23 protein-coding genes and 4 pseudogenes are annotated in these 19980 nt (G+C 60.0%); 8 read left to right on the top strand and 19 right to left on the bottom strand.

All coding sequences use genetic code 11. The features are described from left to right. Nucleotide 1: 1 nt before the first annotated feature. Nucleotides 2-643 (top strand): NrsF family protein, encoded by a 642-nt coding sequence (locus tag ACX3P1_RS19110; RefSeq protein ID WP_459081195.1) that lies wholly within the window; start codon nucleotides 2-4, stop codon nucleotides 641-643. A gap of 168 nt (nucleotides 644-811) precedes the next feature. Here the strand turns inward: ACX3P1_RS19110 and ACX3P1_RS19105 are convergent, their stop codons facing one another. From ACX3P1_RS19105 to ACX3P1_RS19085, 5 genes and pseudogenes are all read right to left on the bottom strand, one after another. Next, complete coding sequence (locus ACX3P1_RS19105) at nucleotides 812-1618, bottom strand: SDR family NAD(P)-dependent oxidoreductase (protein WP_459081194.1); 807 nt, start codon at nucleotides 1616-1618, stop codon at nucleotides 812-814. Then, on the bottom strand, nucleotides 1615-2496 hold the full coding sequence (gene yghU / locus ACX3P1_RS19100) for a glutathione-dependent disulfide-bond oxidoreductase (RefSeq protein ID WP_459081193.1): 882 nt from the start codon (nucleotides 2494-2496) through the stop codon (nucleotides 1615-1617). Before yghU ends, ACX3P1_RS19105 begins: the two co-directional genes overlap by 4 nt. 23 nt (nucleotides 2497-2519) lie before the next feature. Then, nucleotides 2520-3224: a glutathione S-transferase family protein gene (locus ACX3P1_RS19095; protein ID WP_459081192.1), complete on the bottom strand. Its 705-nt coding sequence runs from the start codon at nucleotides 3222-3224 to the stop codon at nucleotides 2520-2522. 10 nt (nucleotides 3225-3234) lie between these two features. Beyond that, entirely contained in the window at nucleotides 3235-3726 is a 492-nt protein-coding gene (locus ACX3P1_RS19090) for an EamA family transporter (protein WP_459081191.1), read from the bottom strand. Between the two features lie 58 nt (nucleotides 3727-3784). Beyond that, nucleotides 3785-4051 (bottom strand): annotated as a pseudogene (locus ACX3P1_RS19085) (EamA family transporter); the annotation flags it as partial. Between ACX3P1_RS19085 and ACX3P1_RS19080 the strand changes: the two are divergent. Then, nucleotides 3987-4193, top strand: coding sequence for a hypothetical protein (locus tag ACX3P1_RS19080; RefSeq protein ID WP_459081190.1), 207 nt, complete (start codon nucleotides 3987-3989; stop codon nucleotides 4191-4193). The pseudogene ACX3P1_RS19085 and the gene ACX3P1_RS19080 overlap by 65 nt on opposite strands. A gap of 233 nt (nucleotides 4194-4426) precedes the next feature. Further along, nucleotides 4427-5053: a TetR/AcrR family transcriptional regulator gene (locus tag ACX3P1_RS19075; protein ID WP_459081189.1), complete on the top strand. Its 627-nt coding sequence runs from the start codon at nucleotides 4427-4429 to the stop codon at nucleotides 5051-5053. A gap of 758 nt (nucleotides 5054-5811) precedes the next feature. On the opposite strand, the pseudogene ACX3P1_RS19070 reads toward ACX3P1_RS19075, so the two are convergent. The 3 genes and pseudogenes from ACX3P1_RS19070 to ACX3P1_RS19060 form a co-directional block, all read right to left on the bottom strand. Then, nucleotides 5812-6030 (bottom strand): annotated as a pseudogene (locus ACX3P1_RS19070) (TSUP family transporter); the annotation flags it as partial. Between the two features lie 90 nt (nucleotides 6031-6120). Further along, nucleotides 6121-6426, bottom strand: coding sequence for a carboxymuconolactone decarboxylase family protein (locus tag ACX3P1_RS19065; RefSeq protein WP_459081188.1), 306 nt, complete (start codon nucleotides 6424-6426; stop codon nucleotides 6121-6123). A gap of 273 nt (nucleotides 6427-6699) precedes the next feature. Further along, nucleotides 6700-7047: pseudogene (locus ACX3P1_RS19060) on the bottom strand (ATP-binding protein); the annotation flags it as partial. A 201-nt stretch (nucleotides 7048-7248) separates the two neighbouring features. Here ACX3P1_RS19060 and ACX3P1_RS19055 point away from each other — a divergent pair. Further along, nucleotides 7249-7638, top strand: a complete 390-nt coding sequence (locus tag ACX3P1_RS19055) for a hypothetical protein (RefSeq protein ID WP_459081187.1) — start codon at nucleotides 7249-7251, stop codon at nucleotides 7636-7638. On the opposite strand, the gene ACX3P1_RS19050 is transcribed toward ACX3P1_RS19055, so the two are convergent. Both ACX3P1_RS19050 and ACX3P1_RS19045 read right to left on the bottom strand, forming a co-directional pair. Further along, a complete protein-coding gene (locus ACX3P1_RS19050; RefSeq protein WP_459081186.1) occupies nucleotides 7635-8378 on the bottom strand; it encodes a ferredoxin reductase in 744 nt (247 codons plus the stop codon). The two genes, ACX3P1_RS19055 and ACX3P1_RS19050, sit on opposite strands and share 4 nt — an antisense overlap. After that, nucleotides 8371-8976, bottom strand: coding sequence for a sulfite oxidase-like oxidoreductase (locus tag ACX3P1_RS19045; RefSeq protein ID WP_459081185.1), 606 nt, complete (start codon nucleotides 8974-8976; stop codon nucleotides 8371-8373). Before ACX3P1_RS19045 ends, ACX3P1_RS19050 begins: the two co-directional genes overlap by 8 nt. A gap of 549 nt (nucleotides 8977-9525) precedes the next feature. Here ACX3P1_RS19045 and ACX3P1_RS19040 point away from each other — a divergent pair. Then, complete coding sequence (locus ACX3P1_RS19040; protein WP_459081184.1) at nucleotides 9526-9996, top strand: peroxiredoxin family protein; 471 nt, start codon at nucleotides 9526-9528, stop codon at nucleotides 9994-9996. 293 nt (nucleotides 9997-10289) lie between these two features. On the opposite strand, the gene ACX3P1_RS19035 is transcribed toward ACX3P1_RS19040, so the two are convergent. The 4 genes and pseudogenes from ACX3P1_RS19035 to ACX3P1_RS19020 form a co-directional block, all read right to left on the bottom strand. Then, nucleotides 10290-11198, bottom strand: coding sequence for an MBL fold metallo-hydrolase (locus tag ACX3P1_RS19035; protein WP_459081183.1), 909 nt, complete (start codon nucleotides 11196-11198; stop codon nucleotides 10290-10292). Nucleotides 11199-11212: 14 nt separating this feature from the next. Further along, a pseudogene (gene msrA, locus ACX3P1_RS19030) lies at nucleotides 11213-11732 on the bottom strand (peptide-methionine (S)-S-oxide reductase MsrA). Nucleotide 11733: 1 nt separating this feature from the next. Further along, complete coding sequence (gene msrB, locus ACX3P1_RS19025; RefSeq protein WP_459081182.1) at nucleotides 11734-12177, bottom strand: peptide-methionine (R)-S-oxide reductase MsrB; 444 nt, start codon at nucleotides 12175-12177, stop codon at nucleotides 11734-11736. A 145-nt stretch (nucleotides 12178-12322) separates the two neighbouring features. Then, the gene (locus ACX3P1_RS19020) at nucleotides 12323-13198 is read right to left on the bottom strand and encodes a LysR family transcriptional regulator (RefSeq protein ID WP_459081181.1); all 876 of its coding nucleotides are present in this window, start codon (nucleotides 13196-13198) and stop codon (nucleotides 12323-12325) included. 228 nt (nucleotides 13199-13426) lie between these two features. Here ACX3P1_RS19020 and ACX3P1_RS19015 point away from each other — a divergent pair, with 228 nt between their 5' ends. Both ACX3P1_RS19015 and msrA (ACX3P1_RS19010) read left to right on the top strand, forming a co-directional pair. Further along, on the top strand, nucleotides 13427-14659 hold the full coding sequence (locus tag ACX3P1_RS19015; protein ID WP_459081180.1) for a bifunctional alpha/beta hydrolase/OsmC family protein: 1233 nt from the start codon (nucleotides 13427-13429) through the stop codon (nucleotides 14657-14659). Nucleotides 14660-14691: 32 nt separating this feature from the next. Continuing rightward, nucleotides 14692-15225, top strand: coding sequence for a peptide-methionine (S)-S-oxide reductase MsrA (gene msrA / locus ACX3P1_RS19010; RefSeq protein ID WP_459081228.1), 534 nt, complete (start codon nucleotides 14692-14694; stop codon nucleotides 15223-15225). 277 nt (nucleotides 15226-15502) lie between these two features. Here msrA (ACX3P1_RS19010) and ACX3P1_RS19005 read toward each other — a convergent pair whose 3' ends face one another. The 5 genes from ACX3P1_RS19005 to ACX3P1_RS18985 form a co-directional block, all read right to left on the bottom strand. Further along, nucleotides 15503-15997, bottom strand: a complete 495-nt coding sequence (locus ACX3P1_RS19005) for a MarR family winged helix-turn-helix transcriptional regulator (protein ID WP_459081179.1) — start codon at nucleotides 15995-15997, stop codon at nucleotides 15503-15505. A 246-nt stretch (nucleotides 15998-16243) separates the two neighbouring features. Then, complete coding sequence (locus ACX3P1_RS19000) at nucleotides 16244-17098, bottom strand: alpha/beta fold hydrolase (RefSeq protein ID WP_459081178.1); 855 nt, start codon at nucleotides 17096-17098, stop codon at nucleotides 16244-16246. A 73-nt stretch (nucleotides 17099-17171) separates the two neighbouring features. Then, on the bottom strand, nucleotides 17172-17642 hold the full coding sequence (locus ACX3P1_RS18995; RefSeq protein WP_459081176.1) for a nuclear transport factor 2 family protein: 471 nt from the start codon (nucleotides 17640-17642) through the stop codon (nucleotides 17172-17174). Then, nucleotides 17642-18271, bottom strand: a complete 630-nt coding sequence (locus ACX3P1_RS18990; protein ID WP_459081175.1) for a pyridoxamine 5'-phosphate oxidase family protein — start codon at nucleotides 18269-18271, stop codon at nucleotides 17642-17644. Before ACX3P1_RS18990 ends, ACX3P1_RS18995 begins: the two co-directional genes overlap by 1 nt. A gap of 62 nt (nucleotides 18272-18333) precedes the next feature. After that, the gene (locus tag ACX3P1_RS18985) at nucleotides 18334-18882 is read right to left on the bottom strand and encodes a carboxymuconolactone decarboxylase family protein (RefSeq protein WP_459081174.1); all 549 of its coding nucleotides are present in this window, start codon (nucleotides 18880-18882) and stop codon (nucleotides 18334-18336) included. A 119-nt stretch (nucleotides 18883-19001) separates the two neighbouring features. Between ACX3P1_RS18985 and ACX3P1_RS18980 the strand changes: the two genes are divergently transcribed. Further along, the gene (locus ACX3P1_RS18980) at nucleotides 19002-19907 is read left to right on the top strand and encodes a LysR family transcriptional regulator (protein WP_459081173.1); all 906 of its coding nucleotides are present in this window, start codon (nucleotides 19002-19004) and stop codon (nucleotides 19905-19907) included. Nucleotides 19908-19980: the final 73 nt, after the last annotated feature.

Here is a 19980-nt window from a genome sequence, read left to right as displayed (position 1 = left end):
TATGGAAACGCAGGAACTGATCAAGATGCTCGGAAAGGACGCGCGGGTAGCGGAACCATCGCTGGCCTTGATACTCCTGGGGGCTGTCGTCCTGTCGGGCATTATCGCAGCTTCCATATTCTTCGGCCTTATCGGCCCACGTCCGGACATTCACACTGCGGCAACGACCTTCCGGTTCCTACTCAAGTTTGTTGTCAACGGCACACTCGTCATTACCGCATTTGCCAGCGTGGTCGCACTGGCACGACCAGGCTGCCGGATGCGGTCCGGCCTTGCCCCCTTGCTGTTACTCGCCCCCGCCATTATTGCCACCGCCGTATTGGTCGAATTCACCATGGTCCCATCCGTTGAATGGTGGTCACGCTGGATCGGGACAAACAGCATCCCATGCATGACCCTGATACCCCTCATGGCCATCGGCCCGCTTGCGGTGATCCTGGCTGCGCTGCGATATGGTGCCCCGACGCGCCCGCGCCTTGCCGGCGCCGTAGCCGGCCTGCTTGCCGGTGGTATTGCGGCAACACTCTACGCGGCACACTGTCCAGACGATTCGCCCTTCTTCGTAGCAACATGGTACACGCTGGCTATCGCAATGCTCGCATTGCTTGGCGCATGGGTAGGAGGTCGGGTACTGCGCTGGTGAGTTCCGATCTTGCGTTCGTACAAAGCGCGAGGCTGGTCCCTCCCGATGGACGGTGGCGTGCCGGTGAATTCGATTCCGCTAGGCAGGGTACGAAGACACGGTTGGTGATGATTTTTCTCCCATGCCTGACAGGATGGCCGACCGGATTCACACTGGCGTTTTCTTCGCTCAAAGCGCCGAATGATCTTTAACCGCCTGCTCGAGCGCGGGCTTCAAGCCGACAAAGCGCTCATCGATCGCAGCGGGGTTTTCGCGATTGAGGGCAATCATCTGGGCGCGGGCCTCGCCGCCGCGGATCACCTCCAGAACATTACCCTCGATACCCTCGACGATCGCGTCGGCGACCGCCGAAGCCGGCTCGCGCGAGAAGCCGAGGTCCGGCCCGGCGCGGTTCGACTTCATCATCGGCGTGTCGGTGCCGCCCGGATAAGCGGTCAACACATGAATACCTTCGCCCTTCAGTTCGCGGCGCATCGCCTCCCCGAAGCGGGCAAGCCCCGCCTTGACGGCAGCGTAGGTCGCATAGAAAGGCGCGCCGACCAAGGCAATGCCGGATGAGATATCCACGATCATCGCGTCGCCACTCGCCCGAAGCGCCGGCAGGGCAGAGCGCGTCAGCAGGATCGGCGCCACGAGATCGACATCGATCATGGCCTGAAGGTCGGCCTCGGAGGTGTTCTCCAGACGCCCGGCCCGGACCCCGCCGGCATTGTTGACGAGAACGTCCAATCCGCCCAGCGCCTCGACGGCCTTGTCGAGCGTGGCCGCGCGTCCGTCCGACGTCGCCACGTCGGCGACGATGCCATGGATCGCAGAACCGCCCTCCCTGAGCTTCCGGACGGCAGCCGTGACGCCATCGGCGCGCCTGCCGCTGATTGCAACTTTCGCACCTTTGGCGAGGAGCGCCTGTGCGAGAGCATAGCCGATACCGCTTGATCCGCCCGTGATCAGGATACGCTTGCCTTCGATGTTCATGATTTTGCCTCGGCAATCTTGTCCTGCGTCCTTGTCTCGAAATCGCTTGCGTCATGACGCTCGTGCAACTGGCTGGACGGTTCGCCTGAGGTGCGGTTTACCTTGCGGCCACGATCGACGGCAGACCGTGCAAAGATCTGGTCGGCCCAACGTATGACGTTCTTGTAGTCCTGCACGGAGAGAAACTCGCCTGCGCCATACTGCCAGCCCTTCACCAGCCCGCCATACCAAGGCCAGATCGCCATGTCGGCGATGGTGTATTCGCCGCCCGCGACGAACTCATTGTCGGCAAGCTGGCGGTCGAGAACGTCGAGCTGGCGCTTAACCTCCATAGCATAGCGATTGATGGGATATTCGAGCTTCACGGGTGCATAGGCGTAGAAATGGCCGAAGCCGCCGCCGAGGAAAGGCGCCGAGCCCATCTGCCAGAACAGCCAGGACAGCGCTCCGGCCCGCATTGGTTGTTCCTTGGGCAAGAATGCGCCACCGAATTTTTCGGCCAGATACATCAGGATTGCGCCGGATTCGAATACCCGGATCGGGGTGTCACCGCTGCGGTCCATCAGCGCCGGGATCTTCGAGTTTGGATTGACCTCGACGAAGCCCGAACCAAACTGGTCTCCCTCGCCGATCTTGATCAGCCAGGCATCGTATTCGGCTCCCTTATGGCCGATGGCCAGAAGCTCCGCCAGCATGATCGTCACCTTCTGGCCGTTCGGTGTACCCAGCGAATAAAGCTGCAGCGGATGCTTGCCGACGGTCAGCTCCTTTTCGTGGGTCGGACCTGCTATCGGCCGGTTGATGCTGGCGAACTGGCCGCCACTGGGCTTTTCCCAGGTCCAGACTTCGGCCGGCGTGTATTTGGCATTGTCGGTCATCGTGCAGTCTCCGGAGAATTGGCTTACGCAGCAGGAGAATAATTGGACGGGAAGAGGGCGCGACGGGTCTCCTCGTCGTTGACCTTTTTGAAGGCGTGGTCCTTGCCGACTTCGCGTGCGCGGGCGGCGGCAGGACGCGCATCAACGGTCTCGAACAGGCGTTTCAGGTTTGGGAATGAGCCAAAAGGAGTTTCCGTTCCCTTGAGGACGCGCGAGGCGCGGTCGAGCCACCCCCAGGCAGACATATCAGCGATCGTGTAGGTCTCGCCGACGATGAAATTTCTCCCTTCAAGATGATCGTTCAGCACCTGATAGTGGCGCTCTGCTTCGCGGCGATAGCGATTGACCGCATAATCGAGGCCCTCAGGCGCCGCATACTGGAAATGCACGGCCTGACCGGAGAACGGGCCGAGGCCAGAGGCGATGAAAAGAAGCCACGAGAGCAGTTCCGGCCGGTCCTCGGGTTTGCCCAGGAACTGGCCGGTCTTGTCGGCAAGGTAGATCAGAATTGCGGTGGAATCGAAGACGCGAGCTTCCTTCCCACCCGGCCCCTCGGTGTCGACGATTGCCGGAACCTTGCCGTTCGGGTTGATCGTGAGGAAGGAAGGCGCGTGCTGTTCTCCCTTGCTGGTATCGACCGGGATCACCTCGTAGGGCAGGCCCGCATCCTCAAGAAAGAGGGCGATCTTGGCCGGGTTCGGCGTCGGGTGAAAATAGAAGCGGATCATGGGGGTTCCTTCAGGGTTGCGGGCGGGGGGAGGCGGTGCGGCTGGATGCCAGCAGCACACCGATGACGATAACGGCGATTGCGGCGCATTCGGCCGGGGACGGTATTTCGCCGAGAATGGGGATGGCGAGGATCGATGCGGCGGCGGGCACGAGCGCGATGATGGCGGTGGTGGCGGAAGCACCGAGAATGGAAATGGCGCGATTGAAAGTGACGATCGCGACGCCGCTCATCAATACGCCCTGATATGCCACCTGAAGCGCGATCTCGTTCATGGAGGCGTGATCGAGACGACTTAGGCCGAACAGCAGGTAGACCGGCAGGAACAGGGCGGCCGACCAGATGCAGATCAGGCTTGCGGCCTGTATCGGTGTCAGCCCGCTGCGGCGAAACAGCAGTGTATAGAGCGCCCACATGGCGCCGGCTGCCGCCAATGCGCCGATACCCGCGAGGCTCGGCGAGCCATGGATGGCCGCGCCGGCCGCGACAAGACAGATCAGCAAGGATCGTTGCATAGCCGAGCCAACGCACCCGTCCTTGCCGCTCCTTCAGGAAAGCCCAGGCGAACACGCCGACAAAGATAGGCATCATCGTTGGCGCGATGGAGGCCGCTTCAGCGGCGGAGGTCAGTTTAAGCCCGAGTGCCACGAGCAGCACGAATGGCATTCCCCATAGCAGCGAGAACAACAGACCCTCGCCCCAGTCCGACAGGGACAGTCGTGAGCCCCGGCGTAAGAGGGCAGGCGCCAGCAGGAGGGCTCCGATGCCGAAGCGTAGCGCGGTGATGTCCCAAATCCGCAACTCGCGGGTGACGCTGAAGCGTGTCACCACGAACCAGCCGGAAAAGATCGCGACCGACAGGGCAGCCCAACCCAAGCCGATGATTCGTGAGCGATCCAACCATTGCCGCGAGGCGGGTATCGCGGATGTCGGTGCCGCTGCTATGGCTGGATCGCTGGCCATGGCCTAATAGGCCTTTGGGTGCTGCGGGTCGCGTGAAGTTACAGGCCGGTCAGACGGAGCCGTCCTCCTATTCGCAAAAAAGCGAAAATGCTGCGGGTGCGATCCCATCGTGGCATCCTTTGGACATGAGGCCAACACGTTACGTCCGCCGCTTGAGTTTTAGTTCGACTGTTCTAAAATGCATCCGCAAGCCAGTTATGGCAAGATGCCGGGCGCGGATATTTTTGGGATGGCGGTGAGATGGCGAGACCACGGGAATTCGATGAAGAAGCCGTGCTCAATGCTGTGGTGGAGTGCTTTTGGCGCCGAGGTTATGAGGCGACATCCGTCCGCGGCCTTATCGACAGGACCGGAATCACCGGCGCCAGCCTCTACAATGCCTTTGGCGACAAGCGTGCGCTCTTCGAGAAAGCCTTGAACCATTATGTCGAAGACAGTGTCGCCGAGCGTATTCGGCGCTGCGAAAAGCTGACGCCGCGCGAAGGCATCGGCGCTTTTTTCGCGGAAGTCCTCAAACGCTCGCTGGCCGATCCCGAACACAAGGGATGCATGCTCGTCAACGCCGCGCTCGATGCCTCGCCGCATGACAAAGATTTTCGGGAAACCGTGGCTGCGATGCTCAGGCGTATCGAGGTATTCTTCCTCGCTAGCGTCCAAGCCGGTCAGGCCGACGGTACGGTCACCTCATCGATACCGGCCGAAGACCTCGCCAGACATCTTCTCGGCGTCCTGATAGGGGTGCGCGTGTTGGCGCGGGTCAGGCCTGAGCGCGAACTGCTGGAAGGCGTCGTGGCGCCGGCCCTGGCCCTTCTCGATGACACGGCAGGACCTAACGTGCCGAGAACCAGTGTTAAGCGCAGTGGCTAACGCTGTTCGCTGAACCCAATACCGAGTTTCAATGCGGCCGCCGCCGCGCCCGCCGGCCATTGAACACATATCCGCAACGGTTCTTCCCCGAAGCTGGCGGCGTTCTCCACCACTCGTGGGTGTGGAGATGATAGAGTCTGAGCGCGCGCGTTTCGGCGTGTGCTCCCAGCACAAAACAGATCCCGGAGGCCATGCTCGGCGTTCCGAAAATTGAACCATTGTCCTCTGCTTTATTGGCTGCCACCGCATAGTGGAGACCATTCAAATCGGACTTCAGATCGTCGTGCCGACTAGCACCACTTTGAGCACGCTTCACACATGCTCGTGAGCTTCTCCTCTTATAGAATTCCGAATACTTCCATCGGGCAATCGTCGCAGAGCAGTTCGTTGCAGAACCGACAGATGGTGAGCGCCGATGTGGCATCCTGGGGGAGTTTGCCGACCATGTATCCGGGCGATACGTTCCAATGCGGCTTGCTCGTCTAGCGAAGTCCATCGAGCATCGAGGCCAGCGTCGTGCGGCGCCGTTTCAACAGGGCAACTCGCTGATCCCGGCCCGCAGCGGTAAGGTTCAGTGCCAAGGCACGGCGATCATGGGACGCCGGATTTGGCTCCTCTACTGGTTACCGTACGACCGATATGCATCGGCGAGCGACTCCGCGCTGGATAGGAAAAGATAGAGACTCTTGACGATAGGGTTCTTCGTCAGGTCGATCGGAATACGCCGCGTCATGCGCAGCGGAAGCATGGCCTGATCATATATTGGTCAGTCGGCCTTTGAGGAACGGTGCGGCGCTGCCACAGGAGCAGGCAATCACCGATACGATGCTCACGCCGACCACCGTGTGAATATCGACGCCGAACAGCAGGATCAGGATAGGCACGATGAAGATGCCGCTCGCCATGCCGAGCACGCCACCAAGCGCACTTGCCCCGAATGCGGCAACGAAAAGCCAAAGGATGGTCGCTGGTTCCATGACATGTCCTGCTCGGCTGGCGACCGCGGCCGGGTCGCCAGGGGTTATGGCTTGCACGGGACAAGTCCGAGCAGCGTGGTAGCGTGAAAATCAGTCCTTGAACAAGTGGGTTGCATGGGTGATGGCGCCGCCAGCGCGGATCGCGGCCGCGACTACGGCAGTCTCGGCCATCTGGGCGTCTGTCGCTCCGGCATCTCGGGCGGCCTTGGTGTGCAGTTCGAGGCAATAGGGGCACTGTGTCGTCAAAGCGACGGCGACGGCAATCAACTGTTTTTCTTGGACCGTCAGAGCACCTTCGGCAAAGGCGGCTTTATCAAACGCCCAGAACGCCTGCATTGCGTCGCTCGCACCTGCGTCCAGCTTCTTGAGCTTGCTCAGATTTTTCATATCAAACATGGAAAACTCCTATTCACTTGTATGCGTCACGCATATCTTTTTAGAAGAGTGGCACGGATGAGGCAATGACGAATGGCTCAATCTTCAGAAAGGTTGATCAACTTATTTGGAGCACTGGCCCTTGGGGTTACCGATCGGATCCGCCAAGCGGCCCTGGAGGATTATCCGCTCGGCGATAAGACCGCCGCGGCCCTTGTCGTAATCGGCCCTTCCCCCGGCCTGTCCATCGATCAGCTCGGCCATATCCTGCGGCTTTCGCATCCTGGCACCGTGGGTCTTGCCTGTGCCGGAAGGACCAAGGGCGATGACGTTCTCGCGGCGCTCGATCCATTCGCAGCGCGCCAGTTCCAGGACCTGCATCTTGTTGAGCTTGGGAAAGGCGGCGAAGTCGAAGCTGTCGAGGCTTTTGACGACAGGGAACTTGGCCGCCTTGATGCGGCGTTCGACCTTGCGTCGATCCCGTTCGATCATCTGCGCGATGCCGCGGGCGTCGTTGCGGTCGGTCTTGTTCACCTGAGCCTTGAGAAACGCCTTGGCATGGCGGGTCTCGATACAGATTAGCACGCCACCTGCTTGGCCGCTCAACTCATCAGAAGGCTGCCTGGCGCGAACGATCGTGATGGGGGGCGCCCCCCGACGGCTGCTGATGCTGAAGCAATCTGTGAGGCAGAACTGCGCCCCACGATGCGTTTCGTCGCTGTGAAAAGCGGCATTGGTGCAACGAGGCTACCGCATAGATCTTTGACTTTGTAGCCTAATCAGCGGACGCGCTCGGACACTGGCCTTGCGACCAGCATGTTGCGGTTGGCGATTTTGATGTGAATGGCGATCTCGTTCTGCTGGGCGCCGAATGTGCGGGATGTGAGTTTGCCGTCGTTGATCCTCTTGATGCGGGAGATGACGGGGAACAGTAACGCGGTACAGGTTGAAGCTGACAATGTCGGCTCCGGCCAACTCCCTGGCAAACAGGCTGTTGCGACGTCCGTCCTCGGATCGCCGGACGATCAAGCCGAAACGCCGGCCTTCGTAAACGCCTTCGCTGTATCCCTCCGCAAGCTTCTCGAAAGCTGCGTCGAACTCGGCATACTCCACTTCATTCCACCAGTATTGATCCAACAGACGCGCAGCGCGTCGGCCCGTGGCAGAAACGAAGTCGGCATAGGCAAGGCCTTCGCCGAAGCTCGGAAAACGGAAAGAAGCTTGTGCCGCTAGCCACCGTAGCGCTCGGTTTTGACAATGGAGGGGTCTAAACCGGCCAGCAGCGCGCCATCGGTCGCGATGTTGACGAAACCGTTGGACCCGCAAACGAATACTTGCGTGGGCCATCGGGTAAGCCGCGCTAGAATTTCTCGGACCATCACGCCGTCGATCCGTCGCGCAAAGTCCGATGCGCGGATCGGTCTCTCGCGCGTAATTGCCAGCGCCAAGACGAACGCCGGATCGCTAATTTCGAGGGAATGAAGCTCTTCTGAAAAGAGAACGTCTTCAGCGGTTCGAGCGGACAGGAGTAGCGCTGTCGGCACCAACTGGGCCAGTGCGCGACGCTGCCGGATCATTGCCATCAACGGCACGAGGCCGGAGCCTGCCCCGATCAACAGCACTGCGTCTATCGCAGGTTCAGGCCATAGGAAATGGCCGCCGAGCGGACCACGAAGCTCGATTTCGTCGCCGATCGCCGCGACATCGTGAAAGAACGGCGAAACTTCGCCATCCGGCAAGCGCTCGATAGCGAGCTCGACGGTCGGGGACGAGATTGCCGATGACGCGATCGAGTAACTGCGCATCGCACTGTAGCCATCAGGCGCAGTCAGTCGGACATCGACGTGCTGACCTGCAATGTGCGCGAACGGTTTGCTCAACCGAAGGAAGAAGCTCTTGATACTCGGGGTTTGCTGGACGATTTCGTCGATCACGCATGACTGCCACGCGATTTGCGCGCCGTTTTCAGTCATTGGTGTATCGCTGCTCGCGCCACGGATCGCCGTAGATGTGATAGCCATGCAGCTCCCAGAAGCCCGCCTCGTCACGTGTGGTGAACTGCAGCGCATTCACCCACTTGGCGGACTTCCAGAAGTAAAGGTGCGGAACCAGAAGGCGCGCCGGGCCTCCATGATCGCGCGGAAGCGGCTTGCCCGCATAGTTGAGGGCGACCATCGCTTTTCCCGAGAGCAGATCCGCAAGCGGGACGTTTGTCGAATAATTATCGTAGCAGTGCGCCAAGACGAAATCGGTGGGCCGATCGAGCCCTGCATCTGCAAGGATGTCTTCAACGAGTACGCCCTCCCAAACGGTATCCAGCTTGGACCAAGAGGTAACGCAGTGAATGTCTCTGGTCACCTTGGTCTTCGGTAGGGTGTTGAACTCGGCCCAATTCCACGCTTTGACGGGCTTCGGACCGATCTTGATGGTGAATTTCCAGTTGGAGGGCTCGACGCGCGGCGTGGGACCGGCCGTCAGAACGGGGAAGTCCTCCACGAGATGCTGACCCGGCGGAATCCGATCGGACTGGTCACCGCCTGAGCCGCGGCCTATGAATCCTCTGGTGACCATGGTGAACTCCCTTGCTTGTCACGACAGACCGCGACCGGCTTCATTTCAGGATCTTGCGCAAGACCTTTGCACGTATCGCCGCCGAACGGACCGATTGACTGAAACTTAAATTTCCTGATGCGCCATTAGGATCGCTACGATCTCGCTCAGTATGAGCCGTGATGATCGAACATAGACTATAGCGTCAGGCCAATATGATTTCCCAATATCCTGTCGCTATAGTTTTCATAGCTTCACATCAGCATTGCAGCACATAGGCGCGGGCCGCCCGTCACTCCCATTCTTTGGCTGCCATGCCTCCGAGCTACGTAAGCGCGACCCATGACTGACGGCGGTAAGGTATGGAAATTATGTCGCTCCGCTATTGGAAATAGCTACCCGCATACCTTCATAGTGTGATGCGAAAAATCTTTGAACCCCGAGTATAGTTCGGAAGAATGTCGATCTGATCGATAAAGACGTCAGGATACTGGGCGCAAACAAGGTCGGAGTTCACGTGCCGTCGCGACGTGCGATCACCGAGCTTCTGCATCGGAATTGGAGGATCAGATGAGCGTGGCCGAACGACAAGCGCCTGAGCTGCGGGTGCAGAAATGGATTGGCGAGGATGGAGAAAGCATTGCGCCGCTCAAGCTGTCGGATTTCGGGACCGGCCCAAAGATCTTGTTCGCCTTCCAGCACTGGTGTCGGGGCTGCCATTTGCATGGGTTTCCGACGCTGCAAAGGCTGCATGGCGCTTTGCGTCCCAAGGGCGTGGGGTTCGCTGTGGTCCAGACCGTTTTCGAAGGAGCGCATGAGAACACCTTCGAGAAGCTGCGCGTGAACCAGCTCAAGTATGAGCTTCCTGTCGCTTTCGGTCATGACGAGCCACCGGTCGGCGCGAGGCTTCCCACATTCATGGAAGATTACGGCACCCGAGGAACGCCTTGGTTCACGGTTATCGATGCTGGCGGCCGAATCGTTTTCTCGGACTTCCATCTCGACGCGGGCCGGCTAGTGAAGGAACTGGAGTTATCATAACCAGTGCGGCGTTGGCTCATCCTGATGCCACCCATTTCGTGATGCTCGCCATAGGCTTTGCCGGCGGCATCTATACGCTGCCGATCCTCACAGCCTCTCAAGCGTCGGACACAGCAGCGCTTCAGATTGTCAAGACTGAAGCGCTCTACGCAGGGAGCCTTGTTCGCAATCTCAAAGGCAGCGACCTGCTTCATTGGGGGAAGGCGAAATCCGGGTCTCGCGCAATCTGATCGCACACCTGGGACGTCTCGCCCGGCGCGATCAGCGCTATGATGTCCTTCTACTTTGCGCGTCTACTTTGATTTGATGCCGTTGCCAAAATAGTAGGTCCGATCGGTTGCGTCCCTAAGGTCGGTGGGGCTGATCGTCAGTTCCCCCTCTGCCGGGCGGCGAACGTCGCGCTGCGTCGCGACCCAGGCATCGGCAGACTGGAGTGTCGAAAGCACGCTTTCGGCGCCCTTGACGAGATAGTGGCCGGGAATAATCGCCTTGGGACGATATCGCGCCTTGATCGCCTCAATATCCTCATAGGTGAGGATGTGCTGCGAGTCGTCGATCGGCAGGATCATGACGTCGGCGTTCATCAAGTAGCGGTCCAACGCGGCCGGCGGCACAGGCCGGTTGTCACCCCAATCGACAATACGTAAGCCGCCAGTCTCGATAAGCTGAAGCGTGTTGTCGAAGGCAAGCGGGTTGTCCGGCGGGCAGAAACTCGCACCGAGCTCGCCCGCGAGTTCGTCCCATTTTACGTCGCCTTCCGAATGGCACTGATGCTTGTCGGCAAGCCCGGTTATTTTCACATCGCCCAATGCAAACACCCCAATCGGACGTTCGAGCACCATGAGAGCGTGCGGTCGTTGGACCGCATCGTGATCAAAATGCGCGTGCGTGGATATGACCAGGTCGACGGGAACCTCGGGGAACTCGTACGGGAACCAATGGCCCCAAGCGCCGCTCGGGTCGTTTCGCCAAGGGTCTAGCAAGACCGTGATGCCGCTCGGCGACGTGATCTTGAAGGCCATGTGCGCATAAAACTCGATCTTGACCGAACCCGCCTCGGCCGGGTCGCCGCCGCGCGTCTGCGCCGCGATCAGCGCATTGTTGTTCTCGGGAAACTGGTAGCCGCGCGAACCTTCAACGACTTGCGCCAGCGCCGGACTGCTCGCCAAGAGCAGGAGGCCGGTCATAAGATGTCTGATCATGGTTCTATGTTCCTTTATGGTATTGCATGGCGGCTCCTGTCGGCGGCGACGCGCGGACAGGAGCCGGCACGGGGGAAGTGACAGCTATAGCCGCCCGGCCGCTTCTCAAGATATCCTGGTGGTCCGGCTCGGCCTCCCAGAAATCGCCGACCGGCTCGACCTCGGTGACCACCTTGCCATCCCACAGCCCGGAGGCATCCACATCGGCGATCGTATCCTCGGCGAAGCGCTTCTGCTCCTCGTCGACGTAATAGATGCCCGACCGGTAGGAGAGCCCACGATCATTGCCCTGGCGGTTCTTCGTCGTCGGATCGTGGATCTGGAAAAGTATTCCAGGATGTTCCGGTAGCTCGTCACCGCCGGGTCGAAGACGATCTCGATCCCCTCGGCATGCGTGCCGTGATTGCGATAAGTGGCGTTCGGAACATCGCCGCCAGTGTAACCGACACGAGTCGAGACGATGCCGGGCTGCTTGCGAATTAGGTCCTGCATGCCCCAGAAACATCCGCCTGCGAGAACAGCGCGCTGATGCATGTTAAGCCTCCTCTACCTGATCGAGATATTCGCCGTATCCCTCGGTCTCCATTTCGTCGCGTGGGATGAAGCGAAGGGACGCTGAGTTGATGCAGTAGCGCAGACCGCCGCGGTCGGAAGGACCATCCGGGAACACGTGGCCGAGATGGCTGTCGGCGTGTATCGACCTGACCTCCGTCCGGATCATGCCGTGTGCGCTGTCCCGCACCTCGTTCACGTTTGCCGGAACGATCGGCTTGGTAAAGCTGGGCCAGCCAGTACCCGAATCGAACTTGTCCGTCGAAGCGAACAGCGGCTCTCCCGACACTATGTCGACGTAGATGCCAGGCTCCTTGTTGTCGTTGTACTCTCCCGCGAAGGGCCTTTCGGTGCCCGACTCCTGGGTAATCCGGCGTTGCTCGGGGGTCAGGCGGTCAACTGCCGTCTGTGACTTTTCAAACTTCATGATAGTCTCCAATACTTATTTAGAGAGCCAGACACGCTGCCGTTTATTTTGTCAGTCATTGCGTTGACTATCGCAGTGCGCCTTAGATTTATCCAATACGCTGTGCGTATAGTTTCCATAGCGCCGAAGCTCTTCATGTCGTGATTCAGTTCCACTCGTACCGGGCTGCCAGCTGCGCGATCTTCCGTATCTCGACCGTTGCCGTGGAGCCGGATACGGTCGCGATCACGACTTCGCGCTCCAAGACAAATCCGTCGATCGGCCGAGTGACGAGGCCGTGCACCGTGGCCGATCGTTCCGGAAGAATGCATATGGCGTGGCCGTCAGCGACGACCCGTTGCACCCAGTCCTCGCGATCTGATCGAAAGCGGGGTTGCATGAGCAAGTCCCGTCGCTCGAAGTGATCGAGGATCTGATCGCGAAACTCGCATTTCAGGCGATCGACGAAAGGAAACTCGAGCAGGTCTTGGCCGCGCACGATCTCACTGGCAGCCAAGGGATGGTTTGCAGAACAGCCGAGCACGAAGCGCTCCCGAAATAGAGGACGCACATCCAGCTTGCGTTCCGGTCTTGTTTCACGCGGCAGGATGCACGCGTGGTATTTTCCTGAAAGCACCTCCGATGTGTCCTCGTTCGACTGGAGCGAGTGCAGCTTGATTTCGATGGATGGCATCTCCGCTAACGCGCTCTCCAAAAACGCCGTAAATTCCTTTGGTCCGACGGTGGGCGCGACGGCGACATCCAGCACGCGGTGCCCCCCCATCGCCCAGTTCTCAGAGTGATTGCGCACGCTCTTCATCGCGACCACCATGCGCTGAAATTCTGCCTCGACGTCCTGGCCAAGGCCAGTCAGGCGGCTGTTCTTCCCGTCGCGATAGATCAGTGGCCCGCCAAACTCATCTTCCAAGCGGCGGATCGCGCGGGTTAGACTTGGCTGTGACACACCGCTCAAGCGAGCTGCTGCTGTGAAATTCAGCGTCTCGGCCAAGTTGATGAAATAGCTGACTTGATTGAGTTCCATAGTCCTTTGGCCCATGCGCCTGACTGATGCCTCTTCCGTGAGACCGCCTTCGGAAAGCAGTTCGCAGAAGTATGCTCGGCGCATATAATCATGGGCTAGGGGCTTGTCTATATGCGCCAAGCATATAGATGATCTCCTGAGGTGACGACTACTGGTTGGCGGTGCGCTCCGCTCAGCTCCGTCGAAGGTTCTGAGAGCGCAACCGCCAAGCCGCGTGCTGGAGGTTCGATGGACATGGCAGAAACAACATTCACGTTTGCTAGTGGGGCTGGCTCTCAGCTTTCCGGGCACCTCGAGCCGCCAGAGGGGACGCCGCGGGGTTGGGCGATTTTCGCCCACTGCTTCACCTGCGGGAAGGACAGTCGCGCCGCCGTTCACATCTCGCGCGCGCTGTCGCGTGCGGGCATCGGGGTCTTGAGGTTCGATTTCGCCGGAACCGGGATCAGCGGTGGGCCGGGGGAACCTGTGAGCTTCGCGTCGGACGTCGAAGACCTTCGGGCAGCCGCACAGGCTATGACTGCGGCGGGTATGAGCCCTTCCCTCCTCGTGGGGCACAGTCTGGGTGGTATGGCTGCAATCGTAGCCGCGGCAGACCTGCCAGACATTGCCGCAGTGGCGACGATCGGCGCGCCTGCCGACCTCCAGCATATCTTGCGCCTCTTCCGACCGGATGATCTCGACACTATCGCAAGCGAGGGCGAGGCCTCGGTGGAGATCGCCGGCAGACCCTTCCTCATTCGCCGCAGCCTCCTACAGGCAATTGAAGGGATCGACGTCGAGAAGGCCATTGCCTCTCTGCGACGTCCGGTCCTGGTCATGCATTCTCCACTAGATCAGGTGGTCGGCATCGACCACGCGTCGCGCATATTCATGGCGTCCAGGCATCCTAAAAGCTTCATCTCGCTCGACACGGCGGATCACCTTCTCACCGACGTTGCAGACGCGAACTACGCTTCTGCTATGGTGGCTGCATGGGCAAGCCGCTTTCTCCCACCGCTCACCACGGATCTTCCGCAGGTCGAGATTGCCAATGGTGTCGTTGCCACCGAAACTCTTGAGGGGACGTTCCAGCTCAAGGTTCGCAGCGGCGAGCACACTCTGTTCGCCGATGAGCCAGCATCGGTCGGTGGTCTCGGAACCGGTCTCTCCCCTTACGAACTGTTATCTGCCGGTCTAGCAGCCTGCACGGTGATGACAATGCGTCTCTACGCGAACCGCAAGGGCTTTCCGCTCGAACGGGCGAGCACGACCGTGCGGCACGAGAAAGTGCCGGACATGATGCCGCCGGATAGGTTCACCCGCACCATCGTGCTTGATGGACCTTTGGACGATGATCAGCGCGCTCGGATTCTTGAGATCGCAGACCGCTGTCCCGTGGATCTGACCCTTGTACGAGGCTCGGATGTCCAGACCGAACTCTCTAGCGCCAGTAAGGCCGCCGATCCCAAGAGGCTGGCTTGACCTTGGCGCACACTGAGAAAGGCGAACGGACTGTGAGCCAATCAGCTACCGGCAATACGGCGGCCGCAACAGAGCGAGCGATTCTCGCAGGCGGCTGCTTCTGGGGCATGGAGGATTTGCTGCGCCGAGCCAGGGGAGTCGTATCGACGCGTGTCGGTTACATAGGCGGTGAAATGTCTGATCCGACCTATGCGAGCCATTTTGGCCATGCGGAAGCGGTGGAAGTTACCTTCGACCCTTCCGTTCTCAGCTATCGCTCCCTCTTGGAGCTCTTCTTCCAAATCCACGATCCCACGACCTACGAGCAACAGGGCAGCGATGTCGGTCCGAGCTATCGATCGGCGATTTTCTATACCACCGAGGTGCAGATGGAGGTCGCCTTGGCGACCATCGCCGAGATCGAAGCATCAGGTTGCTGGCCTGGCCCGGTCGTGTCGGAAATCAATCCGGAAGAACCCTTTTGGGAGGCGGAGCCAGAGCACCAAAAATACCTAGTGCGCTATCCTGGGGGCTATAGCTGCCACTTCGCGCGCCCGACCTGGCGTTTGGAACGATCAGTTCGGTGAGCAAGTCGGAGATGCCCTCTTGGTTCACGAGGAATAGGGTCGCAAGCGCGAAGCGCCGCTACGGGCCGGACTATTGCCATGATGCCTGAGTTCATGATCGCTGGCCTTTGGGGTCTGTTGTCGGGCAGCGGACTTCTGGTTGGAGCGCTGCTGGCAGAGGCAATGGTTCTCCCAAGCTTTCGAGAAGGCGCCGCCGTTCATCGGCCTGATCACGGTTGTGGGCTTTCTGGCGGCTTATCTTATCGCTCAGCATTGAGCTGCCGCAATTGCGAACCTCCTACGCGTCGTCGTTCTTCTCGCGGTCTACACCTCGCTCATGCAATTCGGCATCGATGGGGCAGTTCGCGCAGCCCTCGTAGCAGCACAGGCGGCAGATGCGGTATGAATGCTCGAGGTTTTCCAAGCGATTGCGCAGAACGCGTTCAGCGATGTCGCATAAGATTTTCAGTTCGTCTGGATTAAGGATCGATAGCCCTTCGGCAATCACTTGGTCGCGCGAGGCCAGGACCTCGCCGCTCGCGACCTTCCCGGCTGGAGTAAGATAGAGGGAACGCGTGCGCCCGTCGGTAGAATGCTCCCTACGCTCGATCAATCCCTCAATCGCCAATCGATCCACTAGGCGAACGGTCCCTGCATGTGAAAGGCCCACCCCGACCGCAAGCATGCGGATCGAGAGCCCGGGCTTGTGCGAGAGCAACGCCAGCGCTGAGGCGGCGGGTCCAGCTTCCGGCGCCCGCGATGAACTAGCGCGAACTATGTCGTCGCTGATCATGAGCGCGAGCGCCCCGAAAATATTTCGATCTCGATGTCCATCCATTGCCACATCTATATGTGCGCGGAGCATAGACAGCAAGCCGTTCCCTTCTCCTCCATGGATCATTACTTATGCGGGCACCGTTAAGTTTACAGTGCCGCTCGGGCAGCACCGCAGGACTATCGCGAGTGCGTGGTAGAATATCGAGCTCAGATAATCTGCACGCACCCTGCCGGGCCGTTTGGCCGACAGGGGGCGCAGCTATCAGTTGTTCAAGAATTCAACGATCGCATCGGCGATTTCACTGGCATGCGTTTCGAGTGCGAAATGCCCCGTATCGACAAAGCGGACCTTTGCGTCCGGCAGGTCCCGCTTGAACGCTTCGGCGCCGGGCGGCAGGAAGAAGGGGTCGTTCTTGCCCCAGATCGCGAGCAGCTTTGGTTGGTGCTCGCGAAAATACGCTTGGAAGGCCGGGTAAAGCGCGACGTTGCTTGCGTAGTCGAGCATCAGATCGAGCTGCACCTCGTCTGCGTCCGGCCGCTCCATATACCAGATATCGAGCGCGATTCCATCCGGCGAAATGGTCGCCGGATCGGCCACGCCATGCTCATATTGCCAACGGATGGATTTGGGTGTCAGCATTTCGCTCAGCGCCTGCCTGTTGGCGTCGCTCGGATCGCGCCAGTAGCGTTCGATCGGATTCCAGCCGTCGCTCAGCCCCTCCTTATAGGCGTTGCCGTTTTGCGAGATGATCGCCGTCACGCGCTCGGGATGGGCCATCGCAAGACGTAGGCCGACTGGCGCACCGTAATCAAAGACGTAGACCGAGAACCGATCGAGGCCGAGCACCTGCGTGAAACGCCCGATGATCTTGGCGAGGTTTTCGAAGGTGTAGGTGAAGCTGCTCCGCGCCGGCAATGCCGAGAGCCCAAACCCCGGCAGGTCGGGCGCGACCAGATGGAAGCGGTCCGCCAGCAGCGGGATCAGATCGCGGAACATGTGGCTGGACGTGGGAAAGCCGTGCAGCAGCAGCAAGGTCGGCTTCGAACGATCTCCTGCCTCGCGGTAGAAGACTTCATAGCCGTCGACGTCGATTGTTCTATAGGCGGGATGGGTCATATGCGTGCTCCATGGTTGCCGAACGCCTGGCGTCCGGGTTGATAATCGTGAGGAATATGAAAGCGCGACCGGACTAGAAACCGAGGTCGCTCAGACCGCGGTGATCGTCAGGACGTCGGCCGAGCGGCCAGTGGAAACGACGATCGGCATCACGGATCGGCGTATGGTTGATGCAGGCCAGACGGCGACGCATCAGACCCTCGTCGCTGAACTCCCAGTTTTCGTTGCCGTAGGAGCGAAACCAGTTGCCGCTGTCGTCGTGCCATTCATATGCAAACCGCACCGCGATGCGATTGTCCTGGAAGGCCCAGAGCTCCTTGATGAGCCTGTAGTCCAATTCGCGCTGCCATTTGCGTTCGAGAAAGGCGGCGATGGCCTCCCGGCCCTGGAGGAATTCGGCGCGGTTCCGCCAGAGGCTGTCGATGGTATAGGAGCCTGCGACCCTAGCGGGATCGCGGCTGTTCCAGCCGTCTTCGGCAAGCCGGACTTTTTCGAGCGCGGTTTCAATCGTGAAGGGCGGCAGCGGCGGGCGCTGAATGTCCATTATCGTTCTCCTTGGGAGGTGAGCCGCGCTTGCAGGGCGGCGTTCTCGGCTTCGAGTTGCGCGAGGCGCTGCTGGAGCGGTCGCACCGCTTCCGCCACCTCGGCTTCCGTAAAGCGCGGAGTGATGTGCTGCGGACAGTTCCAGTCGAAGGCTTCGAGTCGCAGCCGAAAGATGCGTTCTGCCTTCGCCCGATAATCGGGAATGGCAACGAGCTTGCTCAGAATGGGATCGGCGTCGAGCGCAATGACCTCGACATGCGCGTAGATCTTCAAGCGGGCACGATGGGTGTAATCCATCAGGAACAGGCAGGCACGATCATTCGAGGCGACATTGCCGACGCTGATATATTGACGATTGCCACGATAATCAGCGAAGGCCAGCGTGCGATCATCGACCAGCCTGAGAAAGCCAGGCGGGCCACCGCGATGTTGCATGTATGGCCAGCCGGTCTCGGATACCGTAGCCATGTAGAAGCTGTCGCGGGCCGCGATGAAGGCGGCCTCGCCGTCAGTCAACCGATCGAACTCGCGATCCCCTTTGAAATCCTGCCAAACGTGATCGGCACCCATCTCTGCCTGGGCAGCGCGGACGCTCGGTGTCACAGCAATATCTAGGAAGCTATAGGACATGACAGGTTTCCAGTTCGAGAAGTGGGCGGGCCGAGCGGAGGTCACGCGGCCCGCCAAGGCCGTCAAGCGGCTGCGGCGTTGACCTCGACGACGGGGAAGTCGATTTCGGTCTTGGCAACCTCGTTCAGGAAGTTGGTGAAGCTGTTCTCGGCGACTAGCGCAACGATCTCGACGAGCTGCGCGTCGGTAAAGCCGGCGTCGCGAACGGCAGCGATGTCGGCATCGCTCACATGGCCACGCTGCTGCGCGACCTTGAAGGCGAATTGCACGGCTGCATTGGCCTTGGGATCGCTAGATGCCCCCTTGCGGTTCATCGCGATTTCTTCCGGGCTGATCTTCGCTAGGTTGAGACCAAGATAAGTGTGAGCCGAGAGGCAGTAGCCGCAACCGTTTACTTGCGCGACAGCCAGGGCGATTCGCTCGCGGGTCTTGACGTCGAGGGTTTTGGACAGGGCGCCCTGGAAGCTGGTGAAGGCGGTGAGCGCCACAGGGCTGACGCCGATGAGGCGGACCAGATTTGGAACGACGCCCAGCTGCTTGTGGACGGCATCGAGCGTTGGCTTCGAGGCTTCCGGTGAATTGTCGCGGGTCGGGATCGCAATGCGGGACATAGACTTTCTCCTTTGGTTCGCGAACTCATCCGGTTCGACAGGAGGAGGTATGCTCCATTTCATTCGGCTGCATAATCAGCTAACATCGGTTATAACCTCACCATAATCCGGGAAGATAGATGGACCGACTGGAAGCAATGTCGCTGCTGATAGAAGTTGTGGATCGGGGGAGCTTTTCCGCAGCAGGTCGGTCGCTCCGTGTGCCCGTCACGACCGTCAGCCGAAAGATTTCCGATCTGGAGGCGGCGGTCGGCGCAAAGCTACTGATCCGCACCACGCGCAAGATCGATCTGACCGACGCCGGTATCACCTACCTCAGGGCAGCACGCCGGATTATCGATCAGGTCGAAGAGGCCGAACGCGAAGCCGCGGGAGAATTTACGGTTCCAAAAGGCGACCTTGTCATCACCGCGCCGGTTCAGTTCGGTCAACTGCACGTCCTGCCGGTCGTGAGCGACTTCCTTGCGCTGTTTCCCCAGATCAATATCCGCTTGTTGCTGCTGGATCGCCACGTCCACCTTGTCGAGGATCACGTCGATATGGCGGTCCGCATAGGAAGACTTCCCGACAGTGCGATGATCGCGACCGGGATCGGATCGATGCGCACCGTCGTCTGCGCGAGCCCGCATTTTCTCGCCGGACACGGCATGCCGCAGACCCCGAGTGACCTGGCGAAGCTGCCCGGCGTGACATTCGATGGGCCGATGCCCTCATCGGCGTGGCAGCTCAGGAACCCGAAAACGGGAGCGTCGATTGACATTCCCATCGTCTCGCGGCTGTCCGTGACAACGATGGGGGCGGCAGTGGCCGCCGCGGTCCGCCATGTCGGCGTGACGCGCCTGCTGCATTATCAGGTGGCGGAGGCGGTCAAGGCTGGGACGTTGCGGATCGTCCTCGAGGAATACGAGCCGGAGCCAACGCCGGTGAGCCTGGTGCATGCCGCACGAGGCCAGATGGCACTCAAGATGCGCCGCTTCCTGGATTTCGCCACGCCCCGATTACGCTTAATATTTCCGGAGTTTTAGGACGGATTGCCGGGCAAGGGCCGCCCTTCGGAGGATCACGATCTGGCGCTGTCATCGCTAACCGGAGTGGTCT

It is taken from the genome of Mesorhizobium sp. A623 (assembly GCF_054489405.1).
This window is presented reverse-complemented; position numbering and strand designations above follow the sequence as displayed.